This is a genomic window from Actinoplanes sp. NPDC049802, assembly GCF_040656595.1.
GTDB lineage: Bacteria > Actinomycetota > Actinomycetes > Mycobacteriales > Micromonosporaceae > Actinoplanes.
Genome location: NZ_JBFAMR010000059.1, coordinates 23627 through 47724, shown reverse-complemented (window position 1 = coordinate 47724; position 24098 = coordinate 23627). Strand labels below are relative to the sequence as shown.

The 24098-nt window shown below is 70.9% G+C and carries 26 protein-coding genes; 10 read left to right on the top strand and 16 right to left on the bottom strand.

Annotated elements, in window-relative coordinates:
• The first annotated feature begins 176 nt into the window (after nucleotides 1-176).
• From AB0I88_RS30820 to AB0I88_RS30800, 5 genes are read left to right on the top strand one after another with little or no spacing between them, the layout of a single operon-like run.
• Entirely contained in the window at nucleotides 177-1202 is a 1026-nt protein-coding gene (locus AB0I88_RS30820; RefSeq protein ID WP_361032457.1) for a LacI family DNA-binding transcriptional regulator, read from the top strand.
• A gap of 9 nt (nucleotides 1203-1211) precedes the next feature.
• A complete protein-coding gene (locus AB0I88_RS30815) occupies nucleotides 1212-2510 on the top strand; it encodes an extracellular solute-binding protein (RefSeq protein WP_361032454.1) in 1299 nt (432 codons plus the stop codon).
• Between the two features lie 5 nt (nucleotides 2511-2515).
• A complete protein-coding gene (locus AB0I88_RS30810) occupies nucleotides 2516-3493 on the top strand; it encodes a sugar ABC transporter permease (protein WP_361032451.1) in 978 nt (325 codons plus the stop codon).
• A complete protein-coding gene (locus AB0I88_RS30805) occupies nucleotides 3493-4329 on the top strand; it encodes a carbohydrate ABC transporter permease (RefSeq protein WP_361032448.1) in 837 nt (278 codons plus the stop codon). Before AB0I88_RS30810 ends, AB0I88_RS30805 begins: the two co-directional genes overlap by 1 nt.
• Complete coding sequence (locus AB0I88_RS30800; RefSeq protein ID WP_361032445.1) at nucleotides 4326-4979, top strand: hypothetical protein; 654 nt, start codon at nucleotides 4326-4328, stop codon at nucleotides 4977-4979. Before AB0I88_RS30805 ends, AB0I88_RS30800 begins: the two co-directional genes overlap by 4 nt.
• On the opposite strand, the gene AB0I88_RS30795 is transcribed toward AB0I88_RS30800, so the two are convergent.
• A complete protein-coding gene (locus AB0I88_RS30795; protein ID WP_361032442.1) occupies nucleotides 4951-6363 on the bottom strand; it encodes a hypothetical protein in 1413 nt (470 codons plus the stop codon). The genes AB0I88_RS30800 and AB0I88_RS30795 overlap by 29 nt on opposite strands.
• Nucleotides 6364-6484: 121 nt before the next feature.
• A complete protein-coding gene (locus tag AB0I88_RS30790; RefSeq protein WP_361032439.1) occupies nucleotides 6485-6967 on the bottom strand; it encodes an Lrp/AsnC family transcriptional regulator in 483 nt (160 codons plus the stop codon).
• 113 nt (nucleotides 6968-7080) lie between these two features.
• Between AB0I88_RS30790 and ald the strand changes: the two genes are divergently transcribed.
• On the top strand, nucleotides 7081-8196 hold the full coding sequence (gene ald, locus AB0I88_RS30785; protein ID WP_361032436.1) for an alanine dehydrogenase: 1116 nt from the start codon (nucleotides 7081-7083) through the stop codon (nucleotides 8194-8196).
• A 330-nt stretch (nucleotides 8197-8526) separates the two neighbouring features.
• Here the strand turns inward: ald and AB0I88_RS30780 are convergent, their stop codons facing one another.
• The gene (locus tag AB0I88_RS30780) at nucleotides 8527-8691 is read right to left on the bottom strand and encodes a hypothetical protein (RefSeq protein ID WP_361032433.1); all 165 of its coding nucleotides are present in this window, start codon (nucleotides 8689-8691) and stop codon (nucleotides 8527-8529) included.
• A gap of 115 nt (nucleotides 8692-8806) precedes the next feature.
• Between AB0I88_RS30780 and AB0I88_RS30775 the strand changes: the two genes are divergently transcribed.
• Nucleotides 8807-9493 (top strand): lytic polysaccharide monooxygenase, encoded by a 687-nt coding sequence (locus AB0I88_RS30775; protein WP_361032430.1) that lies wholly within the window; start codon nucleotides 8807-8809, stop codon nucleotides 9491-9493.
• Between the two features lie 70 nt (nucleotides 9494-9563).
• Here AB0I88_RS30775 and AB0I88_RS30770 read toward each other — a convergent pair whose 3' ends face one another.
• The 7 genes from AB0I88_RS30770 to AB0I88_RS30740 all read right to left on the bottom strand — a co-directional run bounded on the left by AB0I88_RS30770 (nucleotide 9564) and on the right by AB0I88_RS30740 (nucleotide 16069).
• A complete protein-coding gene (locus AB0I88_RS30770; protein WP_361032427.1) occupies nucleotides 9564-10382 on the bottom strand; it encodes a MetQ/NlpA family ABC transporter substrate-binding protein in 819 nt (272 codons plus the stop codon).
• Between the two features lie 16 nt (nucleotides 10383-10398).
• Nucleotides 10399-11055, bottom strand: coding sequence for a methionine ABC transporter permease (locus tag AB0I88_RS30765; protein WP_361032424.1), 657 nt, complete (start codon nucleotides 11053-11055; stop codon nucleotides 10399-10401).
• A complete protein-coding gene (locus AB0I88_RS30760; protein WP_361032421.1) occupies nucleotides 11052-12023 on the bottom strand; it encodes an ATP-binding cassette domain-containing protein in 972 nt (323 codons plus the stop codon). Before AB0I88_RS30760 ends, AB0I88_RS30765 begins: the two co-directional genes overlap by 4 nt.
• Nucleotides 12024-12152: 129 nt before the next feature.
• A complete protein-coding gene (locus tag AB0I88_RS30755) occupies nucleotides 12153-12824 on the bottom strand; it encodes a response regulator transcription factor (RefSeq protein WP_361032418.1) in 672 nt (223 codons plus the stop codon).
• Entirely contained in the window at nucleotides 12812-13984 is a 1173-nt protein-coding gene (locus AB0I88_RS30750; RefSeq protein ID WP_361032415.1) for a histidine kinase, read from the bottom strand. Before AB0I88_RS30750 ends, AB0I88_RS30755 begins: the two co-directional genes overlap by 13 nt.
• 73 nt (nucleotides 13985-14057) lie before the next feature.
• The gene (locus AB0I88_RS30745) at nucleotides 14058-14768 is read right to left on the bottom strand and encodes a hypothetical protein (protein ID WP_361032412.1); all 711 of its coding nucleotides are present in this window, start codon (nucleotides 14766-14768) and stop codon (nucleotides 14058-14060) included.
• Nucleotides 14769-14878: 110 nt separating this feature from the next.
• Complete coding sequence (locus AB0I88_RS30740) at nucleotides 14879-16069, bottom strand: helix-turn-helix domain-containing protein (RefSeq protein WP_361032410.1); 1191 nt, start codon at nucleotides 16067-16069, stop codon at nucleotides 14879-14881.
• A gap of 138 nt (nucleotides 16070-16207) precedes the next feature.
• On the opposite strand from AB0I88_RS30740, the gene AB0I88_RS30735 reads away from it, so the two are divergent.
• Both AB0I88_RS30735 and AB0I88_RS30730 read left to right on the top strand, forming a co-directional pair.
• Nucleotides 16208-17278, top strand: coding sequence for a ferredoxin reductase (locus AB0I88_RS30735; protein ID WP_361032475.1), 1071 nt, complete (start codon nucleotides 16208-16210; stop codon nucleotides 17276-17278).
• 266 nt (nucleotides 17279-17544) lie between these two features.
• Entirely contained in the window at nucleotides 17545-18723 is a 1179-nt protein-coding gene (locus AB0I88_RS30730) for an acyl-CoA desaturase (protein ID WP_361032408.1), read from the top strand.
• A gap of 344 nt (nucleotides 18724-19067) precedes the next feature.
• On the opposite strand, the gene AB0I88_RS30725 is transcribed toward AB0I88_RS30730, so the two are convergent.
• From AB0I88_RS30725 to AB0I88_RS30710, 4 genes are all read right to left on the bottom strand, one after another.
• Complete coding sequence (locus tag AB0I88_RS30725; RefSeq protein ID WP_361032405.1) at nucleotides 19068-19376, bottom strand: putative quinol monooxygenase; 309 nt, start codon at nucleotides 19374-19376, stop codon at nucleotides 19068-19070.
• 175 nt (nucleotides 19377-19551) lie between these two features.
• Entirely contained in the window at nucleotides 19552-21072 is a 1521-nt protein-coding gene (locus tag AB0I88_RS30720) for a 6-phospho-beta-glucosidase (protein ID WP_361032402.1), read from the bottom strand.
• Nucleotides 21073-21092: 20 nt separating this feature from the next.
• Nucleotides 21093-22157 carry a PfkB family carbohydrate kinase gene (locus tag AB0I88_RS30715; protein ID WP_361032399.1) on the bottom strand — a complete coding sequence of 355 codons (1065 nt, stop codon included), beginning with the start codon at nucleotides 22155-22157 and terminating at the stop codon, nucleotides 21093-21095.
• A gap of 43 nt (nucleotides 22158-22200) precedes the next feature.
• Nucleotides 22201-22593: a hypothetical protein gene (locus AB0I88_RS30710; RefSeq protein WP_361032396.1), complete on the bottom strand. Its 393-nt coding sequence runs from the start codon at nucleotides 22591-22593 to the stop codon at nucleotides 22201-22203.
• Between the two features lie 70 nt (nucleotides 22594-22663).
• On the opposite strand from AB0I88_RS30710, the gene AB0I88_RS30705 reads away from it, so the two are divergent.
• Nucleotides 22664-23308, top strand: coding sequence for a DinB family protein (locus AB0I88_RS30705; protein ID WP_361032393.1), 645 nt, complete (start codon nucleotides 22664-22666; stop codon nucleotides 23306-23308).
• Between the two features lie 3 nt (nucleotides 23309-23311).
• On the opposite strand, the gene AB0I88_RS30700 is transcribed toward AB0I88_RS30705, so the two are convergent.
• Both AB0I88_RS30700 and AB0I88_RS30695 read right to left on the bottom strand, forming a co-directional pair.
• The gene (locus AB0I88_RS30700; protein WP_361032390.1) at nucleotides 23312-23821 is read right to left on the bottom strand and encodes a GAF domain-containing protein; all 510 of its coding nucleotides are present in this window, start codon (nucleotides 23819-23821) and stop codon (nucleotides 23312-23314) included.
• An 8-nt stretch (nucleotides 23822-23829) separates the two neighbouring features.
• Nucleotides 23830-24093, bottom strand: a complete 264-nt coding sequence (locus AB0I88_RS30695; RefSeq protein ID WP_361032387.1) for a hypothetical protein — start codon at nucleotides 24091-24093, stop codon at nucleotides 23830-23832.
• Nucleotides 24094-24098: the final 5 nt, after the last annotated feature.

The following is a 24098-nucleotide window of genomic DNA, read 5'->3' as shown; positions in this document are numbered from 1 at the left end:
GCAAACCATGACCCAAGTCAATGCATCGCCGGTATTTGTCCAGCTATAACCAGAATCGGTCATGCCGCGGCAACAAGATCGACATCGAAGGGCGTTGACACCACAGCAACCGTTTGCATTAATGGCTCTCACCGAGAGACCCGGGTCACATCCGGGGCGTAATCAAGGGAGGCATCGTGGCCGTGACCATCCGGGACGTCGCAAGGGCGTCCGGAGTGCACATCTCCACGGTGTCGCGCACGTTCTCCGCACCGCACCTGGTCAACCCCGAGACCCGATCCCGGGTTCTGGCCACCGCGGAGCAGCTCGGTTACCGCCCCAACCGGGCGGCCCGGGCGCTGATCACCGGACGTACCCACAACATCGGCCTGATCGTGGCCGATATCGCGAACCCGTTCTTCCCGCCTCTGATCAAGGCGGCCGAGACCCACGCCCGGCGGCGGGACTACCACGTCTTCGTCGCCGACACCGATGAGGATCCGATCGTCGAGTCCGACCTGGTGCACGCACTGGCCAAGCAGGTCGACGGGATCCTGCTCTGCAGTCCCCGGATGAGCGACGACCAGATAGAGCAGCTGCGCCGCGAGGTGCCCCTGGTCGTCGTCAACCGCATGATCACCGGCTTGCCCGCGGTGGTCATGGACGTGGGACAGGGCGCCCGGGAGGCCGTGCGCCACCTGCTCGACCTGGGTCACCGCCACCTGGTCTACCTGGCCGGGCCGCGGGGCTCATGGACCAACCGGGAGATCCGCCGGGCCGCCGGGGCCACCGCCCGCACGGCCGGCGCGGATCTCACCGTCCTCGGCCCGAACCAGCCGGTCGAGGAGGCCGGGGCGGCCGCCGCCGAAGCGGTGCTCGCCACCGGCGCCACCGCGGTGCTGGCCTACAACGACCTGATGGCGATCGGCTTGCTGCAGGCGTTGCAGGACCGCGGTGTGGAGGTCCCCGGGCAGGTCAGCATCGTCGGGATCGACGACATCGCGTACAGCGGGCTGGTCCGGCCACGGCTCACCACCGTGGCCAACCCGACCGCCGCCGCCGGCCGCACCGCCGTCGACATGTTGCTCCAGCAGGGCGACGACGGCGCCACCGGGCAGGTCACCCTCCGGACCGACTTGATCATTCGCAACTCCACCGGACCGGGGCCGTGCGCCCCGGCCGTCGCGTTCGCCGCTGAGGTTGCCGCACACGTCAAGGAGTGACGAAACCCCATGACCACCGCATCCCACCCCCTTCCCCGGCGCCGCCTGCTCCGCGGCCTGGTCGCCGGCATGCTGGCCCTTCCGCTCGCCCTCGGCGCCTGTGGCGGCGAGGAGTCCGCCGACGACGGCAAGGTCGAACTGAGCTTCTTCTGGTGGGGGGCCGAGGCCCGCGCCCAGCTCACCGAGCAGGCCCTCGCCCTCTACACGACCAAGCACCCCGAGGTCACGTTCAAGAAGACCTGGCAGGCCAACCAGGGCTACTTCGACAAGCTCGCCACGCTCACCGCGGGCAACGACGCGCCGGACATCTTCCAGATCGACGACAACTACCTGGCCGAGTACGCGACCCGCAACGTCACGCTCGACCTCACCGAGTACCAGAAGTCCGGGAAGATCGACACCTCGAAGTTCCCGGAGGGCCTGGTCACGTACGCCACCGTCGACGGCAAGCTGGCCGGCCTGCCGATGGGTGAGAACACCCAGGGCCTGGTCTTCAACAAGGCCAAGCTGGAGGCCGCCAAGGTGCCGCTGCCCACCACCGGGCAGACCTGGGAGGAGCACATCGCCTGGGCCAAGAACGCCGCCGCGAAGACCGGTGTCGCCGGCACCCAGGACCCGAGCGCCGACTACAAGGCGTTCTGGGTGTGGCTGCGCCAGAACGGCAAGGAGTTCTACAACGGCAACCAGCTCGGCTTCACCCAGGCCGACGTGCAGGCCTGGTTCGAGCTGTGGAAGGGCGCCCGGGACGCCAAGGCCACCCCGACCCCGGACGTGATCCACGAGGGCAACGCCACCGACGTCAGCAAGCAGCTGGTCGTCACCGGCAAGGCGCTCACCTCCTGGGTGTGGGCCAACCAGATGCCCGAGCTGCAGAAGAACACCAAGGACGCGCTGGAGGTCATCGCGTACCCGGGTGATGCGAGCAAGCAGTGGCCGCGCGCCTCGATGTACTTCTCCGTCTACAAGGGCAGCGAGCACAAGGACGTCGCGGCCGACGTGCTGAACTTCCTGGCCAACGACCCGGAGGCCGGCAAGATCCTCGGCACCGACCGGGGCATCCCGGCGAACACCGAGATCCGCGCCCAGGTCGCCGCGTCGACCGAGAACCCGTCGATGAAGCAGACCATCGCCGTGGTCCAGGAACTGGCGAAGAACTTCGGCCCGGCGCCCGCCGTGCCGCCGAAGGGCCACAGCACGGTCCGCACCGAGCTGACCAAGGCCGCCGAGGAGGCCCAGTACGGGCGCGCCACCCCGGCCAAGGCCGCCGAGCAGTTCTTCGCCGCCGCTCAGGCCGCGATCAGCCGGTGAGTCCGGTGGCGGTATCCACGGCACGGCCCTCACCGCCCGCGCCGCAGGCCGGTCCCGCCGCTTCCCAGCGGCGGGGCCGGCCCGCCCGGCGCAGTGCCGACGGCGTAGCCGGCTACGTCTTCCTCTCCCCCTGGCTGCTCGGGCTGCTGACCATCACGGCCGTCCCGATGCTGATGTCGCTGTACCTCAGCTTCACCAACTACGACGTCCTCTCCGACTGGGCGTCGATGGAGTGGGTCGGGCTGGACAACTACCGCACCATGTTCACCGACGACCCGTCCTTCTGGCACGCGGTCCGGGTGACCCTGGTGTTCGCCCTGGTGGCCACCCCGCTCAAGCTGGCCGCGGCGCTCGGCGTGGCGGTGCTGCTGAACCGGTCTTTCAAGGGCGCCGGCCTGTTCCGTGGCCTGTTCTACCTGCCGTCCCTGCTGGGCGGCAGCGTGGCGCTGGCCATCGTCTGGGTCAACATGTTCAACCGGGACGGCGCGTTCAACCAGTTCCTGAGCTGGTTCGGCATCGAGGGCAAGGCCTGGGTCAACGACCCCGACTTCGCGCTCGGCAGCCTGATCCTGCTGGCGGTGTGGCAGTTCGGCGCCCCGATGGTGATCTTCCTGGCCGGTCTCAAGCAGGTCCCGACCGAGCTGTACGAAGCGGCGTCGGTGGACGGGGCCGGCTCGGTGCGCAAGTTCCTCAGCATCACGCTGCCGATGCTCTCGCCGGTCATCTTCTTCAACCTGGTGCTGGAGACGATCAACGGGTTCCAGGGCTTCACCTCGGCGTTCGTGCTCAGCAACGGCACCGGCGGCCCGGTCGACTCGACCCTCATGTACACGCTGCACCTCTACATCAAGGGCTGGAACGAGTACCAGATGGGCTACGCCTCGGCGATGGCCTGGGTCTTCCTGCTCGCGATCGGCCTGGTCACCGCCGTCGTCTTCCGGACCGGCAGGTTCTGGGTGCACTACTCGGACGGAGAAGACTGATGACCCTCCAGCGCCTGGCCCGGCCGTTGACGCTGGTCCTGCTCTCGGCGGTGGTGCTCTACCCGCTGGTGTGGATGCTCGGCAGCTCGTTCAAGAGCCCGGCCGAGGTCCTGAACAACGTGTCGGTGCTGCCTGACGAGTGGACGCCCGGCAACTACACCGACGGCTGGAACAACTTCGACGTCAGCTTCGGGCGGTTCTTCGTCAACAGCGCGCTCGTCGCCGGCCTCACCGTGGTCGCGAACTGCATCTCGTGCCTGCTGGCGGCGTACGCCTTCGCCCGGCTCAAGTTCCGGCTGCGCGGCTTCTGGTTCGCCATCATGATCGGGACGCTGCTGCTGCCCGGCCACGTGCTGATCGTGCCGCAGTTCGTCATGTTCAAGACGTTCGGATGGGTGGGCGGCGACTGGCCGTACGCCCCGCTGATCGTCCCGCAGCTGCTGGCCACCGAGGCGTTCTTCGTCTTCCTGATGGTCCAGTTCATGCGGGGTGTGCCGCGGGAGCTGGACGAGGCCGCCACGATCGACGGCTGCAGCCCGTACGGCGTGTTCCGGCACGTCATCCTGCCGCTGTCGCGCCCGGCGCTGGTGTCGACCGCGATCTTCTCGTTCATCTGGACCTGGAACGACTTCTTCCGCCAGCTGGTCTACCTCTCCGACCTGGAGAAGTACACCGCCCCGGTGGCGCTGACGCTGTTCATCGACTCCAGCGGCCAGACGTCGGTGGGCCCGATGTTCGCCATGTCGGTGCTGTCGCTGGCGCCGGTCTTCCTGTTCTTCGTGGCCTTCCAGCGGATGCTCGTCGAGGGCATCAACACGTCGGGTCTCAAGGGATGACGACGCCCGCCTCCGCCGGCCCGCTCGCCATGACCGCGGGTGGGCCGGGCGGCCCGAACTGGCCGCACGAGGACGAGCCGCCGATCCGGCCGGACTGGCGGGAGCGGTTCGCCCTCGGCGCCGATCTCGCGTTGATCGGCATCGGGGTGACCGTGGCGGCGCTGCCGCTGCTGACCCTGCCGGCGGCGCTGGCCGCCGGATCGACGGCGGTCCGGCACCGTTACCACACCGGTTCGCTGCCGGAGTTCCGCCCGTTGCTGCGGCAGTTCCGCCGTACCCTGCTGCCCGGCGTCCCGGTCGTGCTGGTGGCGGCGCTGCTGCTGCTCGACCTGATCGCGCTGAGCCGCGGCTGGGTGCCCGGCGGCGCCCCGATGCTGGCGCTCACCGGCGCGGTCGTCACCTGGCTGGCCGGAGTCGCCACGCTCACCCTGGTCGCCGGCGGGCGGGACCCGTCGCAGCCGTGGCGGACCGCCGCCGGCTGGGCGTGGGGTCTCGCCGTGAGCCGGCCGTGGTCGGCGGTCGCACCGGCGCTCGCCGGTGTGCTCGCCTTCTTCCTGGGGCTCTCGGTGCCCGCGACGATCCCGCTGGTGATCGGCTTCCACCTGTTCGCGGCGCACGTCATCAGCGACCGGCTGGCTCCTCCGGAGTGACATCGGTGGATGCCGGCGCCCCGGCTCGGTCTCGGCGAGCCGCCTCCGTAACGTCGGCGGAGGCCGGCTTCGGCGTGGTTTCGGCGGGTGCCGGCCACCGGCGGGCGGCCAGCCACCAGGCGCCCAGCAGGAGCAGCACCAGCAGGCCGAGAGCCACGGTCCCCAGCGGGAGCAGGGTGAGCGTGTCCAGGTCCAGCAACGGCGGTGACCCCGCCCGGCTGCGGCCCTGCGCCAGGATCCGATCGGGCACGTCGAGCGACTCGACGTCGCCGTTGACTCCGATCCCGTCGCCGGCCGTCAGCTGCCGGCCGGTGCCCAGCTCGATCAGCCGGGCCCGCTCGATGCCGACCTGGCTGGTCAGCTCGTCCTGCCCGAGGGCGTCGTCGAACACCGACGGGCTGGCGTACCGGGTGGCCGTGTACTCGGCGGTCGCCGGCTGATCCCTCCACCAGCCGAGGACCCGCAGCGCGTAGACGCCGTCGCGGGTCCAGGACGGCCCGGTCACCGTGCCGTCGGCCGCCGAGATCGTCCGGACCGTCCACCGCCGTGGGTATCCGTCGCAGTCGCACTCCTCGCCGGACACCACGAGCAGGCTCCGCCCGTCCCGGGTCCACGCGCCCTTCCCGGCGATCCGCGCGCCGTCCGGCAGCGGCAGGTCCACGCTCGCGCCACCGGCCAGGGTGAGCACCCGGATCCGGTCCTCCACCTGGAAGGCGAGCCGGGAACCGTCCGGCGAGAACGCCACGGTCCATCCGGCGAGCGCGGCCAGGGGGCTGAGCACGGCTATCTCGCGCGTCGCGCCGCTGCGCACGTCGAAGATCCGCAGCCGTACGCCCTTGCCAGGCCCGTCCGGGTTGTTCCACCAGCCGAACAGCAGCGCCACCGAGTTCCCGTCCGGCGACCACGCCTGGGCGTCGACGCGGACGTCGTCGGTGTCGTGGCGCACCCGGAAGGGGATGGTCTTGCCGGTGGCCAGGTCGGTGACGCCTTCCTCGGTGGCCAGTCGTGTGCCGTCCGGGGAGATCACCGAGGACATGCCGGCCGTTCCGTACATGTCGGTGACCCGGTAGGTGTCGTCCTCGCGCCCGACCAGCCCGGAGAGATGGTCGGAATCGTCGGAGAACCACGTGTTGGACGTGTAGAGCACGGACGCCGCCCCGATCGGCGCTTCGAGACCGTCCGAGGTCCACGGCGACGGCGCGCCGATCCTCTCCGGCAGCGATCCGGCGCCCTGCGGCGCGGGCTTCGACGAGCCGCCGACCGGGTGCCAGTCGAAGGCCAGCCCCGGGTAGCCGCAGCACAGCACCAGCAGCGTGAACAGCGTGACGAAGGCGGTGACCCGCGCCGTCACCCCGGCCCACCGCGGCAGCACACTCGCCCGCACCCGCGCCTCCCCAAGATCGACATGCAGCGGCGCGCCGAGCATAGATGACGATATAAAGCCCAGCGGAGTCACGGCGATGGAGATCCCCGGCCATCGCCGGAACCTGCCGGCCGGGTGAGGGTCAGGAGCCGCGGCGGTGCTCGAAGATCAGGTAGGTCTCGGTGCCGGCGATCAGGCGGGTGCCGCTGAGCCGTTCGGTGATCACCGAGCGCAGGTCGTCGACGTCGGCGCACGCGACGTGCAGCAGGAAGTCGTAGGACCCGGAGACGAAGTAGACGTCGCGGACCGCCGGGATGCCGGCCAGTGACTCGGCGAACCGGCCGATCGCCTCGCGGGCGTCGGAGCGGATCCGCACGGCGATCATGGCCTGGATGGGGCGGCCGATCCAGGCCGGGTCGACATCGGCGTGGAAGCCGCGGACCGCACCGATCTCGCGCAGCCGCCGGATCCGGGTGAGGCAGGTGGACGGGGCGATGCCGACACGCTCCGCGAGGGCGTTGTTGGGCATCCGGCCGTCGGACCGCAGGAGGCTCAGCAACTCCAGATCGATGTGATCGAGGCCTCGAACATCCTTCGGCGGGTCGGTCATCTGAACCTGCCGCATCGAAGGATCTGCTCACGGACTCCCGCGCACAGAATCTTCTTCGCTCGGGTTGCCCTTGAGCTGCACATCATTCCATTCTATCGCCATCGGGAGTTGGTGGCGGAGGGAGCCCCATGCACATCGGTGTTCCGGCAGAGGTCAAGAACCACGAGTACCGGGTGGCGATCACCCCGGCCGGGGTCGTGGAGGCGGTGCGACACGGACACGAGGTCTCGGTCCAGGCCGGCGCGGGCGTGGGATCGGCCATCAGTGACGCCGACTTCGAGGCGGCGGGCGCCCGCATCCTCCCCGGCGCCGACGCCGTCTGGGACGCGGCCGACATGATCCTCAAGGTCAAGGAGCCGATCGCCGAGGAGTACCACCGGCTGCGCGCGGGGCAGGTCCTCTTCACCTATCTGCACCTGGCGGCCGACGCCGAGGGCACCAAGGCGCTGCTGAACAGTGGGACCACCGCCATCGCGTACGAGACGGTGCAGCTGGCCGACGGCTCACTGCCGCTGCTCGCGCCGATGTCCGAGGTGGCCGGCCGGCTCGCGCCGCAGGTGGGCGCCTACAGCCTGATGCGCAACAGCGGTGGCCGGGGTGTGCTGCCCGGCGGCGTGCCGGGGGTGGCGCCCGCGAAGGTGACCGTGATCGGCGGCGGCGTCTCCGGGGTGAACGCGGCGACCATCGCGCTCGGCCTGGGCGCCGACGTCACCGTGCTGGACCTGAGCATCCCGCGGCTGCGGCAGATCGACGAGCGGTTCGGCGGCCGGGTGAAGACCCTGGTGTCCAGCTCGTACGCGATCGAGCAGTCGGGCCTGGACGCCGACATGGTGATCGGCGCGGTGCTGGTGCCCGGCGCGAAGGCCCCCACCCTGGTGAGCAACGAGCTGGTGAAGCGGATGAAGCCCGGATCGGTGCTGGTGGACATCGCCATCGACCAGGGCGGCTGCTTCGAGGACTCGCGGCCGACCACCCACGAGGACCCGGTCTACCGGGTGCACGAGTCGGTCTTCTACTGCGTGGCGAACATGCCGGGCGCGGTGCCGAACACCTCCACCTACGCGCTCACCAACGCGACCCTGCCCTACGTGCTGCGCCTGGCCGATCTGGGCTGGCGCGACGCGCTGCGGGCCGATCCGGCGCTCGCGCTGGGCCTCAACGTGCACGCCGGTGCACTCACCAACGACCTGGTCGGCTCGGCCCTCGGTCTCCCCACCGAACGGATCGACGCGATCCTGGCCTGACCCGGCCCGCACCGCGCGCCTCTCGCCCTCGCCCCGGGCGAGGGGCGCGCTTCTTTACGGGGCTGGTCGCGTTTTCCGGGGCTGGTCGCGGCAAAAGAACGACGCCCGGTCAACCCGGCCGCCTCGGCACGGCCGTAAGCGGCGGCCGGGTCGCGGCCAGAGAACAGGCTCGGCCGCCGCGGCACAGCCCGAAGCGGCGACCGGATCGCGCTCAAGGGTGACCGCCCACTCAAGCCCGGCGGTGGCGGCACTGCCGTGAGCGGCGACCGGGTCGCGGGCAGTGTCGTACGAGAGAAGGGTTTCGAACAGACGCGGCGAGTGAGCCGGGCGTCAGGCCGCGGTGTGCAGGGCGCGCTCCTGCTGGGGGTCGAGGGCGGTGGCCGGGTGGGCGTCCGGGCGGCGGGTGTCGACCAGCTCGATGTGCTCCTCGGGCCGGACTCGTTCGGGCAGACTGCCGAAGCGCTGGTGGCGTTCGGTGGCGACGTCGTCGGTCATATCCCGATCATGCGCCGTCGTGTGCGGATCGCGCCACACCGCTTTTGTATTAGGAAACCTTACTTTATATTCCTGTCACATCCATCAATCGACATACGTCATTGGAGGGAGTGGCATGCGCAAGTTGCTGACCCTGCTCGCCGTCGCCGTCCTGGGGACCGCGGGCTCGATACTGGTCGCCTCACCGGCGGCCGCACACGGATACGTCTCCTCGCCGCCCAGCCGGCAGGCCCTCTGCGCCCAGGGGAAGGTCGCCTGCGGGCAGATCAAGTACGAGCCGCAGAGCGTCGAGGGCCCGAAGGGGCTGCGGAACTGTCACGGCAACAACGCGGTCTTCGCCGAGCTCAACGACGACGGCAAGGGCTGGCCGGCCACGAACGTCGGCACCACGCAGACGTTCACCTGGATCAACACGGCCCGGCACGCCACCGCGAGCTGGGAGTACTTCATCGGCGGCACGCGCGTCGGGTACTTCGCCGGCAACAGTCAGCAACCGCCGGCGACCCTGTCGCACACCGTCAACCTGAGCGGGTTCTCGGGACGGCAGAAGGTTCTCGCCGTCTGGACGATCTCCGACACCGCCAACGCGTTCTACTCGTGCATCGACGTCAACATCGGCGGCAGCGGTGGCGGCGGGACCCCGCCGCCGACCGGCTGCTCGGCGGGGGCGTGGAGCAGCAGCGCGGTCTACGTGAGCGGCAACCTGGTGTCGCACAACGGCCGCACCTGGCGGGCGAAGTGGTGGACGCAGGGTGAGACGCCCGGATCCGCCGACGTGTGGGCGGACCAGGGCGCCTGCTAGCCGTCTCGAGGGGCGCGCCTCCCCGGGGGCGCGGCTGAGTTCAAGGGCCGCGCCCGCCCGGGGCGCGGCCTCAGAACGCGGCCAGCACCGAGCCCTGGTACTTGTCGGCGATGAACTTCTTCACCTCGGCCGAGTGCAGCAGCTTCTCCAGCTTGACGACCCGGGCGTCGGTCTCGTCACCGGTCCGGACGACGACCAGGTTGGCATACGGGTTGTCCGCGCCGTTCTCCAGGGCGAGCGCGTCGGTGGCCGGCTTGAGGCCGGTCTCGACCGCGTAGTTGCCGTTGATCACCGAGATCGCGGTGTCGTCCAGGCTGCGCGGCAGCTGCGCCGCCTCGAGCGCCTTGAATTGGAGGTTCTTCGGGTTGGCGGTGATGTCCTTCTCGGTCGCCTTGACGCCGACGCCGTCCTTGAGCGTGATCAGCCCGTTCGCGGCGAGCAGGCTGAGGGCGCGGCCCGAGTTCGACGGGTCGTTCGGGATGCCGACGACGCCGCCGGACGGCACCTCGGCCAGCGTCTTCACGGTCTTGGAGTAGACGCCGAGCGGTTCGATGTGCGCCGCCTTCAGCGCGGTGAACTTGTAGCCCTTCGACGCGACCTCCTCCTCCAGGTACGGAAGGTGCTGGAAGTAGTTGGCGTCCAGCTGCTTCTCGCTGAGCGCGACGTTCGGCTGGACGTAGTCGTTGAACTCGACGATCTCGATCTTCAGGCCCTCGGCCGCGGCCAGGTTGTCCTTGACGTACTTGATGATCTCGCCGTGCGGGACGGGGCTGACACCGATCTTGAGGGTGTCCTTGTCCCCGGCCGTCGAGTCGGACGAGCCGCACGCGGCCAGGCCCAGCGTGAGGGTGGCGGCGGCGAGGACGGCGGCGAAGGAACGGCGGCGCATGGGAGGGAATCCTTTTCTAACGGTGTGAGAGCCGGCGGACGAGGAGGTCGCCCACCATCTGAACAAGCTGGACGAGGATCACCAGCGCGACGACCGTGGCGATCATGACCTCGGTCTCGAAGCGCTGGTAGCCGTACCGGATGGCCAGGTCGCCGAGACCGCCGCCGCCGACCACCCCGGCCATCGCCGAGTAGCCGACCAGCGCGATCACGGTGATGGTCAGGCCCGCGACCAGGGCCGGCAGCGCCTCACGCAGCAGCACCTTGCCGACGATCTGGCGGCGGGTGGCGCCCATCGCGGTGGCCGCGGCGACGACGTCCGGCGGGACCTCCCGCAGCGCCGACTCGACGATCCGGGCGAAGAACGGGATGGCGCCGATGGTCAGCGGCACGATCGCCGCGTCGGTGCCGATCGTCGTGCCGACCACCACACGGGTGAACGGGATGACCGCGACCAGCAGGATGATGAACGGCAGCGACCGGCCGACGTTCACGATCAGGCCGAGCACGGCGTTGACCGGCCGCACCGGCAGCAGACCGCCGGCGTCGGTGAGCACCAGCAGCACCCCGACGAGCAGGCCACCGACCGCGGTGAGCAGCGCGGACACCCCGACCATCCAGCCAGTCTCACGCACTCCGGCGTCGAGCAGGTCGAAGATCTCGGACCAGGTCATGCGGCCACCCCCCGCTTGCGCAGGAACTCGACGGCGTCGGCGTTGTCCTCCGGGGCGCCCGGCAGGGCGAGACGCAGGCGCCCGGCGCGCGTCGCGGCGAGCGTCTCCACGGAGCCACCGAGGATGCGTACGTCCAGATCGAACCGCCGGGCCAGTTCCGCGATGATCGGCTCGTCGGCCTCCTCGCCGCTCACCGTGATGTCGACGATGGTGTCCCCGCCCGCCGTCACGGCCGGCTCCAGCGGGAACAGGTCACGGACCAGCTCCGACCCGGGCCGCCGCAGCAACTCGGTGATCGTGCCGGACTCGGTGAACCGCCCGTCGCGCATCACCGCGGCCGACGTGCAGATCCGCTTCACCACGGTCATCTCGTGGGTGATCAGCAGGATGGTGAGGCCGAGCCGGCGGTTCAGGTCGAGCAGCAGCCGCAGGATCGACTCGGTGGTCTCCGGGTCGAGCGCCGACGTGGCCTCGTCGGAGAGCAGGACCTTCGGCCGCGCGGCGAGCGCGCGGGCGATGCCCACCCGCTGTTTCTGCCCACCGGACAACTGCGCGGGGTACGCCTCCGCGCGCTCGGTCAGCCCGACGAGATCGAGCAGCTCGGCGACCCGGGCCTTGCGCTCGGCACGCGGGACGCCGGTCACCTCGAGCGCGAAGGAGACGTTACCGGACACGGTGCGTGACGACAGCAGGGCGAAATGTTGGTGGATCATCCCGATGCCGTGCCGGGCGGTCCGCAGCTCGCGGCGGCGCAGACCGGTCAGCTCGACACCGCCGACAGTGACCGTCCCGGCGTCCGGGCGCTCCAGCATGTTGACGCACCGCAGCAGCGTGCTCTTGCCGGCGCCGCTGCGGCCCAGGACGCCGTAGACCTCGCCCTCGCCGACGGTCAGCCCGACCCCGTCGACAGCCCGGACCGAGCCCTTCCTGGAGCGGTACGTCTTACGAAGACCGCGGATTTCGATCACATCAACACCCTGGTCAGCAGTTGTGACGAGCGTCGCAATGCCTACTTTCCAAGTAGGGCTTTGGGACCGCCCAACGCTAACCCGGCACACCGCCGGAAGCCACATGGTGTAACGACGCTCACGGGGGCGTCACCGCCCGCCACGGGACTCGTGTACCAGGATCGCCACCTGCACCCGATTGGCGCAGCCCAGCTTGTCGAGCAGCCTCGAAACGTACGCCTTCACGGTCGGCACGCTCATGTGCAACTCCGCGCCGATCTCCGCGTTGGAACGCCCGGTGGCCACCGCCTCCGCCACCTCACGCTCACGCTCGGTGAGCCGGTCGAGCACCACCGACGCCCGCCGCACCCGGCCGCCGTCGTTCTCCGGGTCACGGGCCACCGCGTACCCGATCAGGCGCGGCACCACCGCCGGCGCCAGGATCGACTCCCCCGCGGCGGCCCGCCGCACCGCCTCCAGGATCTCGGTCGGGGCGATGTCCTTCAGCAGGAAACCGTTCGCGCCCAGCCGCAGCGCCCCGAGCAGGTTCTGGTCGGTGTCGAAGGTCGTCAGCACCACGATCGCCGGGGCCGGGCCGTCCCGCCGCAGCTCGGCGGTCGCCGCCAGGCCGTCCATCCGCGGCATCCGCACATCCATCAGCACCACGTCCGGGCGCAGCCGGCGGGCCAGCTCGACCGCCTCGGCGCCGTCACCCGCCTCCCCCACGATCTGCACCTCCGGGGCGGCGCCCAGCACCAGCGACAGACCCACCCGCACCAGCGGATCATCGTCGGCGATCAGCACCCGGATCAACTCGGCCACGGCAGCCACGCCTCCAGATCGAAACTCAGCCCCGCACCCGGGTGGGTGCGCACACCGTGCGAGAGCCGCCCGTTCAGCAGCTCCACCCGCTCGGTCAGCCCGAGCAGCCCGGCGCCCGCCCCCGGGACCGCGCTGCGCGCCATGCCCGGCAACGGGTTCGAGATCAGCACGTGCATCTCACCCGCGCCGGTGCTCTCCAACAGCAGGCGTACGGACGTGCCGGGTGCGTGCTTGCCCGCGTTCGTCAGGCCCTCCTGGATGAACCGGTAGACGGTCCGGCCCAGGGACGGGCTGATCGGCAGGCCCTCCAGATGGTTGACGGCGGTCACCCGTACGCCCGCCTTGTGGGTGTCGGCGAGAAGATCGCCCAGGTCTCGCAGGTCGGGTTGGGGCCGAAGGCCGTCGCCGTCGCCGGCCCGCAGCACGCCGAGGATCTCGCGCAGATCCTCGAGCGCCTGATGGGCGCTGTCGCGGATGGTGGCGGCCGCCTTGGCCACCTCCTCCGCGGTCAGGTCCGGACGGATCTGCAAGGCGCCCGCGTGCAGGCTCACCATCGAGATCCGGTGGGCGAGCGCGTCGTGCATCTCCCGGGCGATCCGCTCCCGCTCCAGCGCCCGCAACCGGTCGGCGCGCAGCCGGTTCTCCTCCTCGGCCCGCGTGGCCCGGTCGCGCAGCGACTCGATCAGCTCCCGCCGCGAGCGGGCCGCCAGGCCGGTCGCCACCGTGGCGGCGATCAGCGCGGCCGAGAGCACCACCTCCACCAGCACCGGGAGGCCCGACTCCTGCACATACATCGCGTAGATCAGGCTGGTCGCCAGGTTCAGTGCGGTGACCAGCACGACCGGCCGGCCCCGCCGCAGGTTGACGACCGTGTAGGTGGCGATCATCGAGGCCACACCCACCGCCGGAGCCCAGATCGAGATCACCGTGAGGGCGGAGGCCACGACCACCGGCTGACGGCGCCGCCACCAGAGCGCCTGCGCGCAGAAACACCCGGCCAGCACGTGGAAGAAGACCTGGTCGTCGGTCATCCGGCCGTTGACGTCGGCCTCGCCCATCAGGGCCAGCGCACCGAAACAGGAGGCCAGGACCGCCATCACGTCCCAGAGGCGCCGGGTGTTGCGCTCCTTCCGCTCCTGTTGCGCCGCGGCGGGGCTCATGCCGCCCCCTCCGCTTCGCTCCGGCGCCGCCATGAGTACAACCCTGAACCGACCGATTCGTTCGCAAGCTCGCTCATGAGCGCACCAGCGGGCGCCACAGCTGGTGGCCGCCGTCGTCGCGAACCACATAACCCAGCTTCTCCAGGGAGGTGCGCAGCTCGGCGGTCTCCTTCTCGGCCTTCTTGCGCAGCGCCACCGACCGCGCCGCCAGAACCGCCTCCACCGCCACCGGAAGCTGACCGCTCTCCGGAACCCAGCGCTGGTAGAGGTCGGCGAACGGATCACCGGCCCGCCACGGGTAGCCGTGATCACGGAACGCCCGCTCCAGCACGGCGGCGCCCGCCTGCGGCTCACCGGCGAACAGTTGCCGCGACTCCCGGTCCAGGATCACCAGCTCGTCACCGCGCAGGAACACCGCGGCGACCTCCGGGCGGGCCAGCACCACCTCGACATCGCCGGTACGCAGCCGCACCTCGCCGGAACCGACCGTGATCCGGGCGCTCCGGCGGATGATCGCCACACTCGCCGCCACCCCCACCGCGCCGAGGATCGCCGCCTGGACGCCGACCTTCCACCACTCGTCGACCCGGCGCGCCGTCTTCCACACCACCCCGAGGACCGGGACGCCCGCGTCCACCAGCCAGCCCGCGATCACCGGCAGCGCCAGACCCAGCAGGACGCCGAGCGTGGCCGGCACCACCAGCACCAGAACCCGGGCCGCCGGAGAGAACGTCAGCACCGTACCGTCCCGCCGTGACGCGTCGCCGTCCATGTCCCCGATCACCCCTGTTCCCTGCCCCGTCCTGCGGTCACCACGCTATGCAGGGCGGCCCACCGCGGCCAACCGTCCGAAGTCGGCCGGTGATGACTTTGGTATATCCCCCGCCCCAGGGCTCAGGACGACTCGGGAAGGGCCAGGGCGATGGTCAGGGCCAGCACCCACTGCGGGTCGCGGAGGCGGTCGCCGTACAGCTCCCGCAGCCGGGCCATCCGGTAACGGACCGTCTGCGGATGCACGAACAGCTCGGCGGCCACGTCCTCCCGGCGGCCGTGGTGCAACAGCCAGCTGCGCAACGTCTCGACCAGCTTCGCGGCGGCCGCGCCCCGCTCCCCCGCCAGCGGGTTCAGCGCCCACGCCCGCAGATCCTCCAAGGCGCCCGGATCGGCCGTCACCACCACGGCAGCCAGGTGCTCCTCGGTGTCCACGACCAGACCGCCGGACGGCGGGCTCAGCCGGTGCACGCGGATCGCCCGGTCCAGCGAGCTCTTCGCCTCGAGCCACGGCCGGGGCGGGCCCATCACCACGTTGTGGCCGGTCAGCAGCCGGTTCATGGTCGGGCGGGAACAGCCCTGCGGGTCCGGGACGAACAGCACCGTCATGCCGGGCAGGTCGGGCACGGCGTCGGCGAGCTGCAGCGTACGCGGATCCAGCAGGTCGATCACCCAGCGTGCCGCGCGCTCCGGCAGCAACAACGCGGTGAGAGTCTGCGGGGGCACCCACTCGGCCTGCTCGGCGGCCGCCTGAAGCACGTGCGCCGGCTCACCGGCGACCAGCGCCTGCGCCAGCTCCTGCAGATGCCGGATCCGGATCCGGCCGGACGCCGCCAGCTCGTCGGCGTGCCCCGCCACACTCGCCGCCGACAGCTCGTCGATGTAGGCGAAGACCAGCTCGGCGAAATCGGCGATGGTGGCGGCCGGCTGACCGGCGGCCACACTGATCGCGGCCAGCTCCCGCCACGCCACCCGGGCACCCACCCGGTAGGCGGCCAGCAGCGCGTCCAGGCTGCGGCCGGAACGGGCCTCACCGCGGCCCAGCGCATACGCCGCCTCCACCGCCGAGGCCATCGGGGTGCCCGGATCGCCGCCGGGACGGGACACCAGGTTGAGGAACGTGGCGAGCGCGGCCCGCACCGCCCGCGCGATCTTGTGCCCGAGCTCGCCGGCGAACGGTTCGGCATACGCCGGGACCTCGTTGACGATCGCCTTGATCGTCTGTGAGGACACCCCGGACAGACCCTGCCGGAGCGGGTCCACCACCTCCGGCGGCAGGCGATAGGACCGTACGTCGTGCAGCGGCTGTTTCATCCGGTCTCCCCCTCACGTTCCGTCCGGCCCTTGTCCCCGCCGAACAATTATGCTGCCCCTGATTCACTTCCCCAGGTCAGGACTTTGACTTGGCGAGCGACCAGGCTTGGTCACGTGCCGGTTACACAGACATCACGGATCACACGGACACTGAGCAACAGCGCGTGGCGCGTCGTCGAGCTGATCACCACTCCCGTTGTGCCCGCCGACTACCTCGACGTCATCGCACCCCTGCGCAACCCCACCGTCCTGCGTGCCCGGATCGAGTCGGTGCGCCCCGAGACCGCCGGCGCGGTCACCCTCGAGCTGCGCCCCGGCCGCGGCTGGGAGCCACACCAGCCCGGACAGTATGTTCGGCTCGGCGTGGACGTCGACGGCGTCCGGCTGTGGCGTGCCTACTCGGTCAGCAGCGCGGCCGGCCGCGGCGACGGCAGGTTCACCGTCACCGTCAACGCCGTCCAGGACGGTGTGGTGAGCGGCTATCTGCTGCGGCACGCCCGCAAAGGCATGATCGTCCACCTGGACCTGCCGGCCGGCGACTTCACGCTCCCGTCGCCACGGCCCGCCAAGACGCTGTTCCTCACCGCCGGCAGCGGCATCACGCCGGTGATGGGCATGCTGCGCAGCGCCCTGCACGAGCTCGGCGACGTGGTCGTCGTCCACTCGGCGAAGACCGCGGAAGACGTCGTCTTCGGCGCCGAACTGCGCGACCTCGCCACCCAGGGCAGGATCCGGCTGATCGAGCGGCACACCCGCGCCGACGGGCGGCTCAAGCCGGACGCCCTGGCCGAGCTGGTGCCCGACCTGTTCGAGCGGGAGACCTGGGCGTGCGGCCCCGGCGACATGCTCGACGACCTCCAGGAGCACTGGTCCGACGCGGGCGCCGCCGAGCGCCTGCACATCGAACGGTTCCGGCCCACGGTGCTGGTCGCCGGCGACGGCGGCACGGTCACCTTCGAGAAATCCGGCCTGGTCGTCGACGTCCCGGCCGGCACCACGGTGCTGGACGCCGGTGAGGCGGCCGGCCGGCTGATGAGATCCGGCTGCCGGATGGGCATCTGCTACAAGTGCGTGCTGCCGATGCGCGAAGGCATCGTCCGCGACGTCCGCGACGGCAAGCTCACCACCGCCACCGAGGTGGACGGCGACAGCGTGCTCATCCAGACCTGCGTGTCCACCGCGGCCGGCCCCTGCCGTCTGGACGCTTGACGCTCCTGACCCCGGCGCTCTCCGAACCTTGAGAGAACAGCGCCCTCCGAGCACTTCGAACCTTGAGAGACACGGCACCCTCCGAACCGTTCGACACACCGGCATCCTCCAAACCGTTTGCGACACCGGCTCCCCCCGAACTTGAGACAACGGCATCCTCCGAGTCCGCAACCTCGGAGGCGCCGACTCCGAGCCCGCCACCGTCGGAGCCCCGCCCGCGAACCGGCTCCCCGCCGAGCCGGCTCCCGACAGAACGAGGTATTTCAGTGACGACGCTGCAGCGCAAGGAAGTCAACCCGATCGCCCACCTCACCCCCGAGGACATCGAGCAGCTCGCCCTTGAGCTCGACGCCATCCGCGACGAGGTCCTCGCCGTCCGCGGCGAGAAGGACGCCCGGTACATCCGCCGGATGATCGCCGTGCAGCGGCGCCTGGAACTCGGCAGCCGGGCCGTGCTGCTCTTCTCGGTCTTCCCGCCGGCCTGGATCCTCGGCACCGTCGGCCTCTCGATCTCCAAGATCCTGGAGAACATGGAGATCGGCCACAACATCCTCCACGGCCAGTACGACTTCATGCGCGACCCGAAGATCCACTCGACCACCTGGGAATGGGACTCGGTGTCGCCGGCCGAGCAGTGGAAACACTCGCACAACGAGCTGCACCACAAGTACACCAACGTGGTCGGCCGGGACAACGACCTCGGCTACGGCATCATGCGCGTCGACGAGCAGCAGCGGTGGGCCCCGGCGCACATCGGTCAGCCGTTCTACAACTTCGTCAACGCCTGCTTCTTCGAATACGGCATCGCCGCCTACGACCTCGAACTCGGCCGCAACCTCAAGACCAGGAAGCGGCGCAACAACCCCGACTTCCGCGCCCGGGCCCGCCAGGTCCTCCACAAGATCCGCCGCCAGGTCACCCGTGACTACGTGGTGCACCCCGCCCTCGCTCTGCCGGTCGGCTTCGCCGTCGGCAACCCGCTCGGCGCCTTCTTCGGCACCATGGCCGCCAACTTCGTGGCCAACCTGGTCCGGAACCTGTGGACCCACTCGGTCATCATGTGCGGCCACTTCCCGAACGGCGTCGAGACCTTCGAGCGCACCTCGATCACCGGCGAGACCCGCGGCGAGTGGTACCTGCGCCAGATGCTCGGCTCGGCCAACATCTCCGGCAGCAAGCTGATGCACATCATGACCGGCAACCTGTCGCACCAGATCGAACACCACCTCTTCCCCGACCTGCCGGCCAGCCGCTACGCCGAGGTCGCCCCGAAGGTCCGGGCACTCTTCGACAAGTACCAGCTCAAGTACGTGACCGGGCCGCTCGTCGTGCAGGTGGCGTCAGCCTGGGCCAAGGTCTTCCGCCTGGCCCTGCCCAACCGCAAACCGGCCCGCGAGATCGACCACACGATCCCGCCGCGCCACCCCGCCGAAGTCGCGGCCTGATCCGGCCCCGTCCCGGCCGGGCGTCCCACGCCCGGCCGGCCCTGCTCGACCCACCCTGCTCGACCCGCCCGGCCCAGCCCAACCCGCCCGACCCGGCCGCACACCCGGAGTGGCTGCCCGCGCCGAGGCCCGGCCCAGGTAAGAGCCCACGCCCCGCCGGGATGACCCACGCCGCACGGCCCGAACAACGGACCCCACCGAAACCGGCCCAGCAGGTAAGAGCCCACACCCAGCCGGGATGGCCCACGCCGCGCGCCCGGAACGACGTGTCCGGGCAGCACGCGTCCGCCTCGCCGACACCGGGCACGGGCAGGGGCAGGGGCGCCGGCTCTCCCGGGCGAGGATCACCCGGCTGGGACTCCCAAGCCGCCGAGAACCGTGATCTCCTGCTGGGTGAACTCGCCGGTCAGCAGCGGCATGGCCCTGGCGATCGCGGCGCGGGTCTCGGGAAGTCGCAGGGAGGCGGCGTGATGCTCCTTGCTCTCCCACACCTCGTTGACCCAGATCGTCTGGTCGTCGGAGTCCGAGACGCCGACGACGTAGACGTGGCAGCCCGCCGCCCGCAGGCCGTCAGCGCCGCTGATCAGGATCGACACGATCTCGTCCCGGTGGCCGGGCTTCGCCTTCATCGTGCCGAAGTATCCGAACTTCATCGAAAGACCTCCGTGGAAACCCCCGGCGTCAGCCGTGGGGATGTCGTTGACTCGAATCCCTCCCGCCGCTTCACCTCACACCCTGCCAGGTGGGTACGACAGTCTCCGCCCGGCCGGCGCGGAGGTGGGCGAACCCGAAACAGTTGGCGTAGATCAGGCCGGTGGATGGTTTCACTCAGCCGGCACGAAGGTAGGCCAGCTCGGCGAACTCGGCGCGGTAGGCGTCGATCAGGCGGGTCGCCAACCGTTCCGATGCGACCAGAGGGTGAGCGGCCATCGCCCGTACCGCCGCCGATTTTGATCTTGAATTGACCGCCTCCAGAACCCAGCGCTCGGCCGTTTTGACCGCCTGGACCAGATCTGTGCCGTGCGCCGGGAGCGGCGCGATCCGCTGGGGCGAGGCTCCGCGGGCGTCCACCGTGCAGGGGACCTCCACCACCGCGTCGTCGTCCAGGAGGGCGAGGGTGCCGCGGTTGCGAACGTTGAGGATCAGGGTGGCCGGCTCGTCGTGGGCCAGGGCGCGCATCACCGCGAGCGCGACACCCTCGTAACCGGCCGGCCGGGACTCGTCGTGTTCCCGCTCGCCCGCGCCGGTGATCTCGCGGTTCTCGGCCATGTAGGTGGCCTCTCGCTCACGCCATGCCGCGAGCCAGGCGCCGAGCGGGTCGTGGGCGAGGATCTCGGTGTAGCAGCGCTCCTGCTGGCCGAGGAGGAACTCGCCCCGGGTGCGCTCCGCCGCCCGCACCGCCGCCAGGGTGCCGGCGGAGTCGTAGTAGTAGTGCAGATACTCGTTGGGGATGGACCTCAGCTCGCGGAGACGGTCGGCGCCGAAGAGGCGCCCCTCCTCGAAGGACTCCAGTTTCCCCGGATCGGCCAGGAGCTGATCAAGAAGGCCCGCCCGCGCCGGGCCCTGACCCAGAGGCCCCGCCTTCCCCGTTTCCGCCGGACCCTGATCCGGAAGACCGGCCCGCTCAGGATCGGCCGGGCGCTGATCCGGAAGGCGGGTGCCGTGCTGAGCGGCGGGAGCCGGCGAACGGCCGGCGTGGCGTGGAGCGGCCGGGCCGGGAGGATCCGCGGCGCGGAGCGGGTGGACGCCGTAGAGCCAGCCCAGGTGGTTGAGACCGGCGTAATCGACGCGGACCGTGGCGGGGTCGGCGCCGATCGCCCGCAGCACCCGGTCGACCAGGCCGGACGGCGAGTCGCAGATGCCGATGACCCGGTCGCCGAGGTGGGTGGCCATGGCTTCGGTGACCAGGCCGGCCGGGTTGGTGAAGTTGATCGTCCAGGCGGTGGGGGCGAGCCGGGCGATCCGGGCGGCGACCCGGTGGGCCTCGGGGACGGTGCGCAGACCGTAGGAGATGCCGCCCGCGCCGACCGTCTCCTGGCCGAGGACGCCCGCGCCGAGCGCCACCCGCTCATCGGTGACGCGGCCGCGGAGGCCGCCCACCCGGATGGCGCAGAACACGAAGTCGGCGCCGGTGACGGCGGTGTCCAGGTCGGTGGTGGTGAGCAGGCGCGGGGCGTGGGGCAGGTCCCGGGACTGTGCGGTCAGCACCTGGCCGATCGCGTCGAGCCGCCGGGCGTCGACGTCGTGCAGCACCAGCTCGGTGATGCCGGTCCGTCCGCGGTCGGCGAGCAGGGCCCGGTGCACCAGCGGCACCCGGAAGCCTCCGCCGCCGAGAATCGTCAGTCGCATGTCGTCCGCCTCCCTGCCGGTCAGTGGCCGGAGCTGGCGTCGGACAGCCGCGCGATGGTGGCCGTGGCCCGGTGTACGGCGTTGCGGCTGCCGGGCGGGATCACGTCGTCGAGGAAGCCGAACCGGTGGGCGAGCGCCGCCTCGCTGGATCCGGTATGACCGCGGGCGGCGGCGGCCCGGGTGGTGGCCCACCAGTCGGCGATGTCGCCCCAGCCGGGCGCGGACAGGGAGCCGCCGAAATGCTGGACGGACAGCCCGCCGACGAGGGTGGCGAAGGCGAGCCGGTCGGCGAGCGGCCAGCCGCCGAGGGTCCCGGTGACGAAGCCGGCGGTGAACACGTCGCCCGCGCCGGTCGGGTCGAGGGCCTCCACCGGCACGCCGGGCACCGACGCCACTTCCCCGGTGCTCGCGTCGATGGCGCACGCCCCGTCGCCGCCGCGGGTGACGACCACCACGGGGACGAGGCCGGACAGTTTGTCCAGCGCCCGGCCGGGCTCGTCGGTGCGGGTGTAGCGCATGGCCTCGACCGCGTTGGGCAGGAAGGCGTGGCAGTCGGCGAGGACGCCGAGGACGTCGGACGACCACCGGTCGGTCTCGTCCCACCCGACGTCGGCGAAGACGAGCGTCCCGGCGGCGCGGGCGCGGCGCACCCAGCCGGTGCCGTCGGGGGCGAGGCTGACGGCGGCGCTGCGGGCCGGGGGCAGGCCGTTGACCAGTCCTTCGGCGTCGGTGGGCAGCGGATGGCCGTGAGTGATCATGCTGCGGTCGCGGTCATACGCCAGCGACACGGTGACCGGCGAGTGCCAGTCGTCGACGCGGCGCGAGGCGGAGAGGTCGATCCCCTCCTGGCGGCTGAGCACCTGGTGACAGAACTCGCCATACGCATCCGAGCTCAGCGCCGTGCCGAGGCCGGTGTGCAGGCCGAGCCGGCTGGCGGCGACCGCGAGGTTGGCGACGCCGCCGGGGCAGGAACCCATGCCGGGCGCCCACACCTCGGTGCCGGGGCCGGGCAGCTCGCGGAGACCGGTGAAGATCACATCGAGGTAGACGATCCCCGGGACGAATAGGTCGAGCTGTCGAGCCATCGTCCGATCTTAACGCTGCTCCTATCGGTTAAGTGGCCATTGATCAGCCGGTCTTTCGAAGGTCTACATGAGTGGCACGCAGGGTGTCCACACTCCTGTCGGTGCCCGGCGGTCGCAGCGCATCGATCAGTTGCCATGCTTCGTCCAAGGCTTGGGACAGCTCCCCGACGCGCTGCGTGTGCTGCCGCCGGACGTCCTCCCGGACCTTCTCGATGCGCCGCATCCATCCCTCGGCGTTGACGGGCGGTGGTGGGGCCGGTGGTGGATCGAGCGCCTGCGAGGCCGGGACGATGGCGGCGATCGGCCGCCCGCCGTCGACCACGACGGTCACCTGCCCGGTCACCCCGGTGACCCGGACGAGTTGCTGGAACCGCAAGCGAGCCTCAGCGACGGTGAGCTCAATCCGGCGGCGAATCGGCGTTGCTGGTTCTCCCATACCGCGATGATGCGCCTGGGGTACGACAAAATCCGTGGCCGTCCGTCACTCGCGGGGATAAATTGCCGCGATGACGGAAAACGCGCGGGCGGAAATGGCGGGGCGGGACGTCCGGGTGGCGGTGGACCTGGCCATCGCGGCCCTGCGGACCGCGACGGAGCGGGACTGGCACATCCCCGCCGCCGGCTTGACCTGGACCTGCTGGGAAACGATCGAGCACGTCGCCGACGCTCTGTTCGCCTACGCGACTCAATTGACGCCGGAGAATCCGTCGCTGGTGACCTACGTCCCGTTCGGATGGCGCCGGAATCGGCAGGGCGGTCCCGCGCTGACCGTCCACGCCGAGGACGGCACGAGCCCGGAGGGCCTGATCCAGGTGCTCGACTCGTCGGCCGGTCTGCTGGAGGCGGTGGTCACGGTGACTCCGGCGGACCGGCGTGCCTTTCATCCGTACGGGGTGTCGGACCCCTCCGGCTTCGCCGCCATGGGGGTGGTCGAGACGCTGGCGCACATGCACGACGTCGCCCGGGCCCTCGACCTGGAGTGGGCTCCGCCGGAGGAGCTGTGCGACCGTGCGCTGCGCCGGCTGTTCCGTGACGCGCCGGCGGGCGCGGGCCGGTGGGCGACGTTGCTGTGGGCGACCGGCCGGGGCGAGCTGACCGGCCGGGAACGCCGGCCGCCCGACTGGCGGTGGGACGGCGCTCCCGTCGGGTGACGGCTATCTCAGCCGGTACGCCTCGAGCAGCTTCATCGCCTTCTCCGCCCCGTCCGACAGCACCGCCAGGTCGACGTCGGTGAAGATCCGCGGCCGCGCGTCGATCACGCAGTGCGCCCCGAGCGAGTGCCCGCCCGCGCCGATCAGCGGCACCCCGAGATAGCTGCGCAGTCCGCTCATCTGCAGCAGTGGATTGCCGGCGTGCCGGGGGTCCTCGGTCGCGTCGGCCACGCAGTAGGGCTTGCCCGCCAGGACGGTGTGTGTGCACATGGCCCATTCCGCCGGTGTCCCCTGGGCCTCGGCGACCCATCCGGACACCCCGTGGGAGCCGATGATGAACTGTGAGGTGTCGAGGATTATCGACACCAGCGAGACCGGCGCCTCGATGAGTGCGGCGCTGCGTTCGGCGATGGCGTCGAGGCTGGTCCGCAGATCCTCGTCGAAGAGGTCGTACCCGGCGATCTCCCGAATCCGTTCCGGGACGCCGAGCCGGTCGAAGAGCTCGGTGTTCACGTTGCCTCCTACAGCATGCCGTGCGCGGCGGCCAGGTGGGTGTGCGAGGTGATCCGGATCTTGAGAGCGAGGGCGCAGAGCCGGGTGGTCGGGTCGGCGTTGTGCATGACGGGGAGCAGGCGGCTGAGCCCGCCGGGTTCGTTCTCGCCGATCCCGGCGGCGCGGAGCAGGTCGTTCCAGATCCGCGGGCCGTCGTCGGCGTGGACCCGGTGCACGGCGGCGCGCGCGTCCGCCATGGTGGGCAGGGTGAGCCCGTAGGGTGCGATGGTCACGGTCG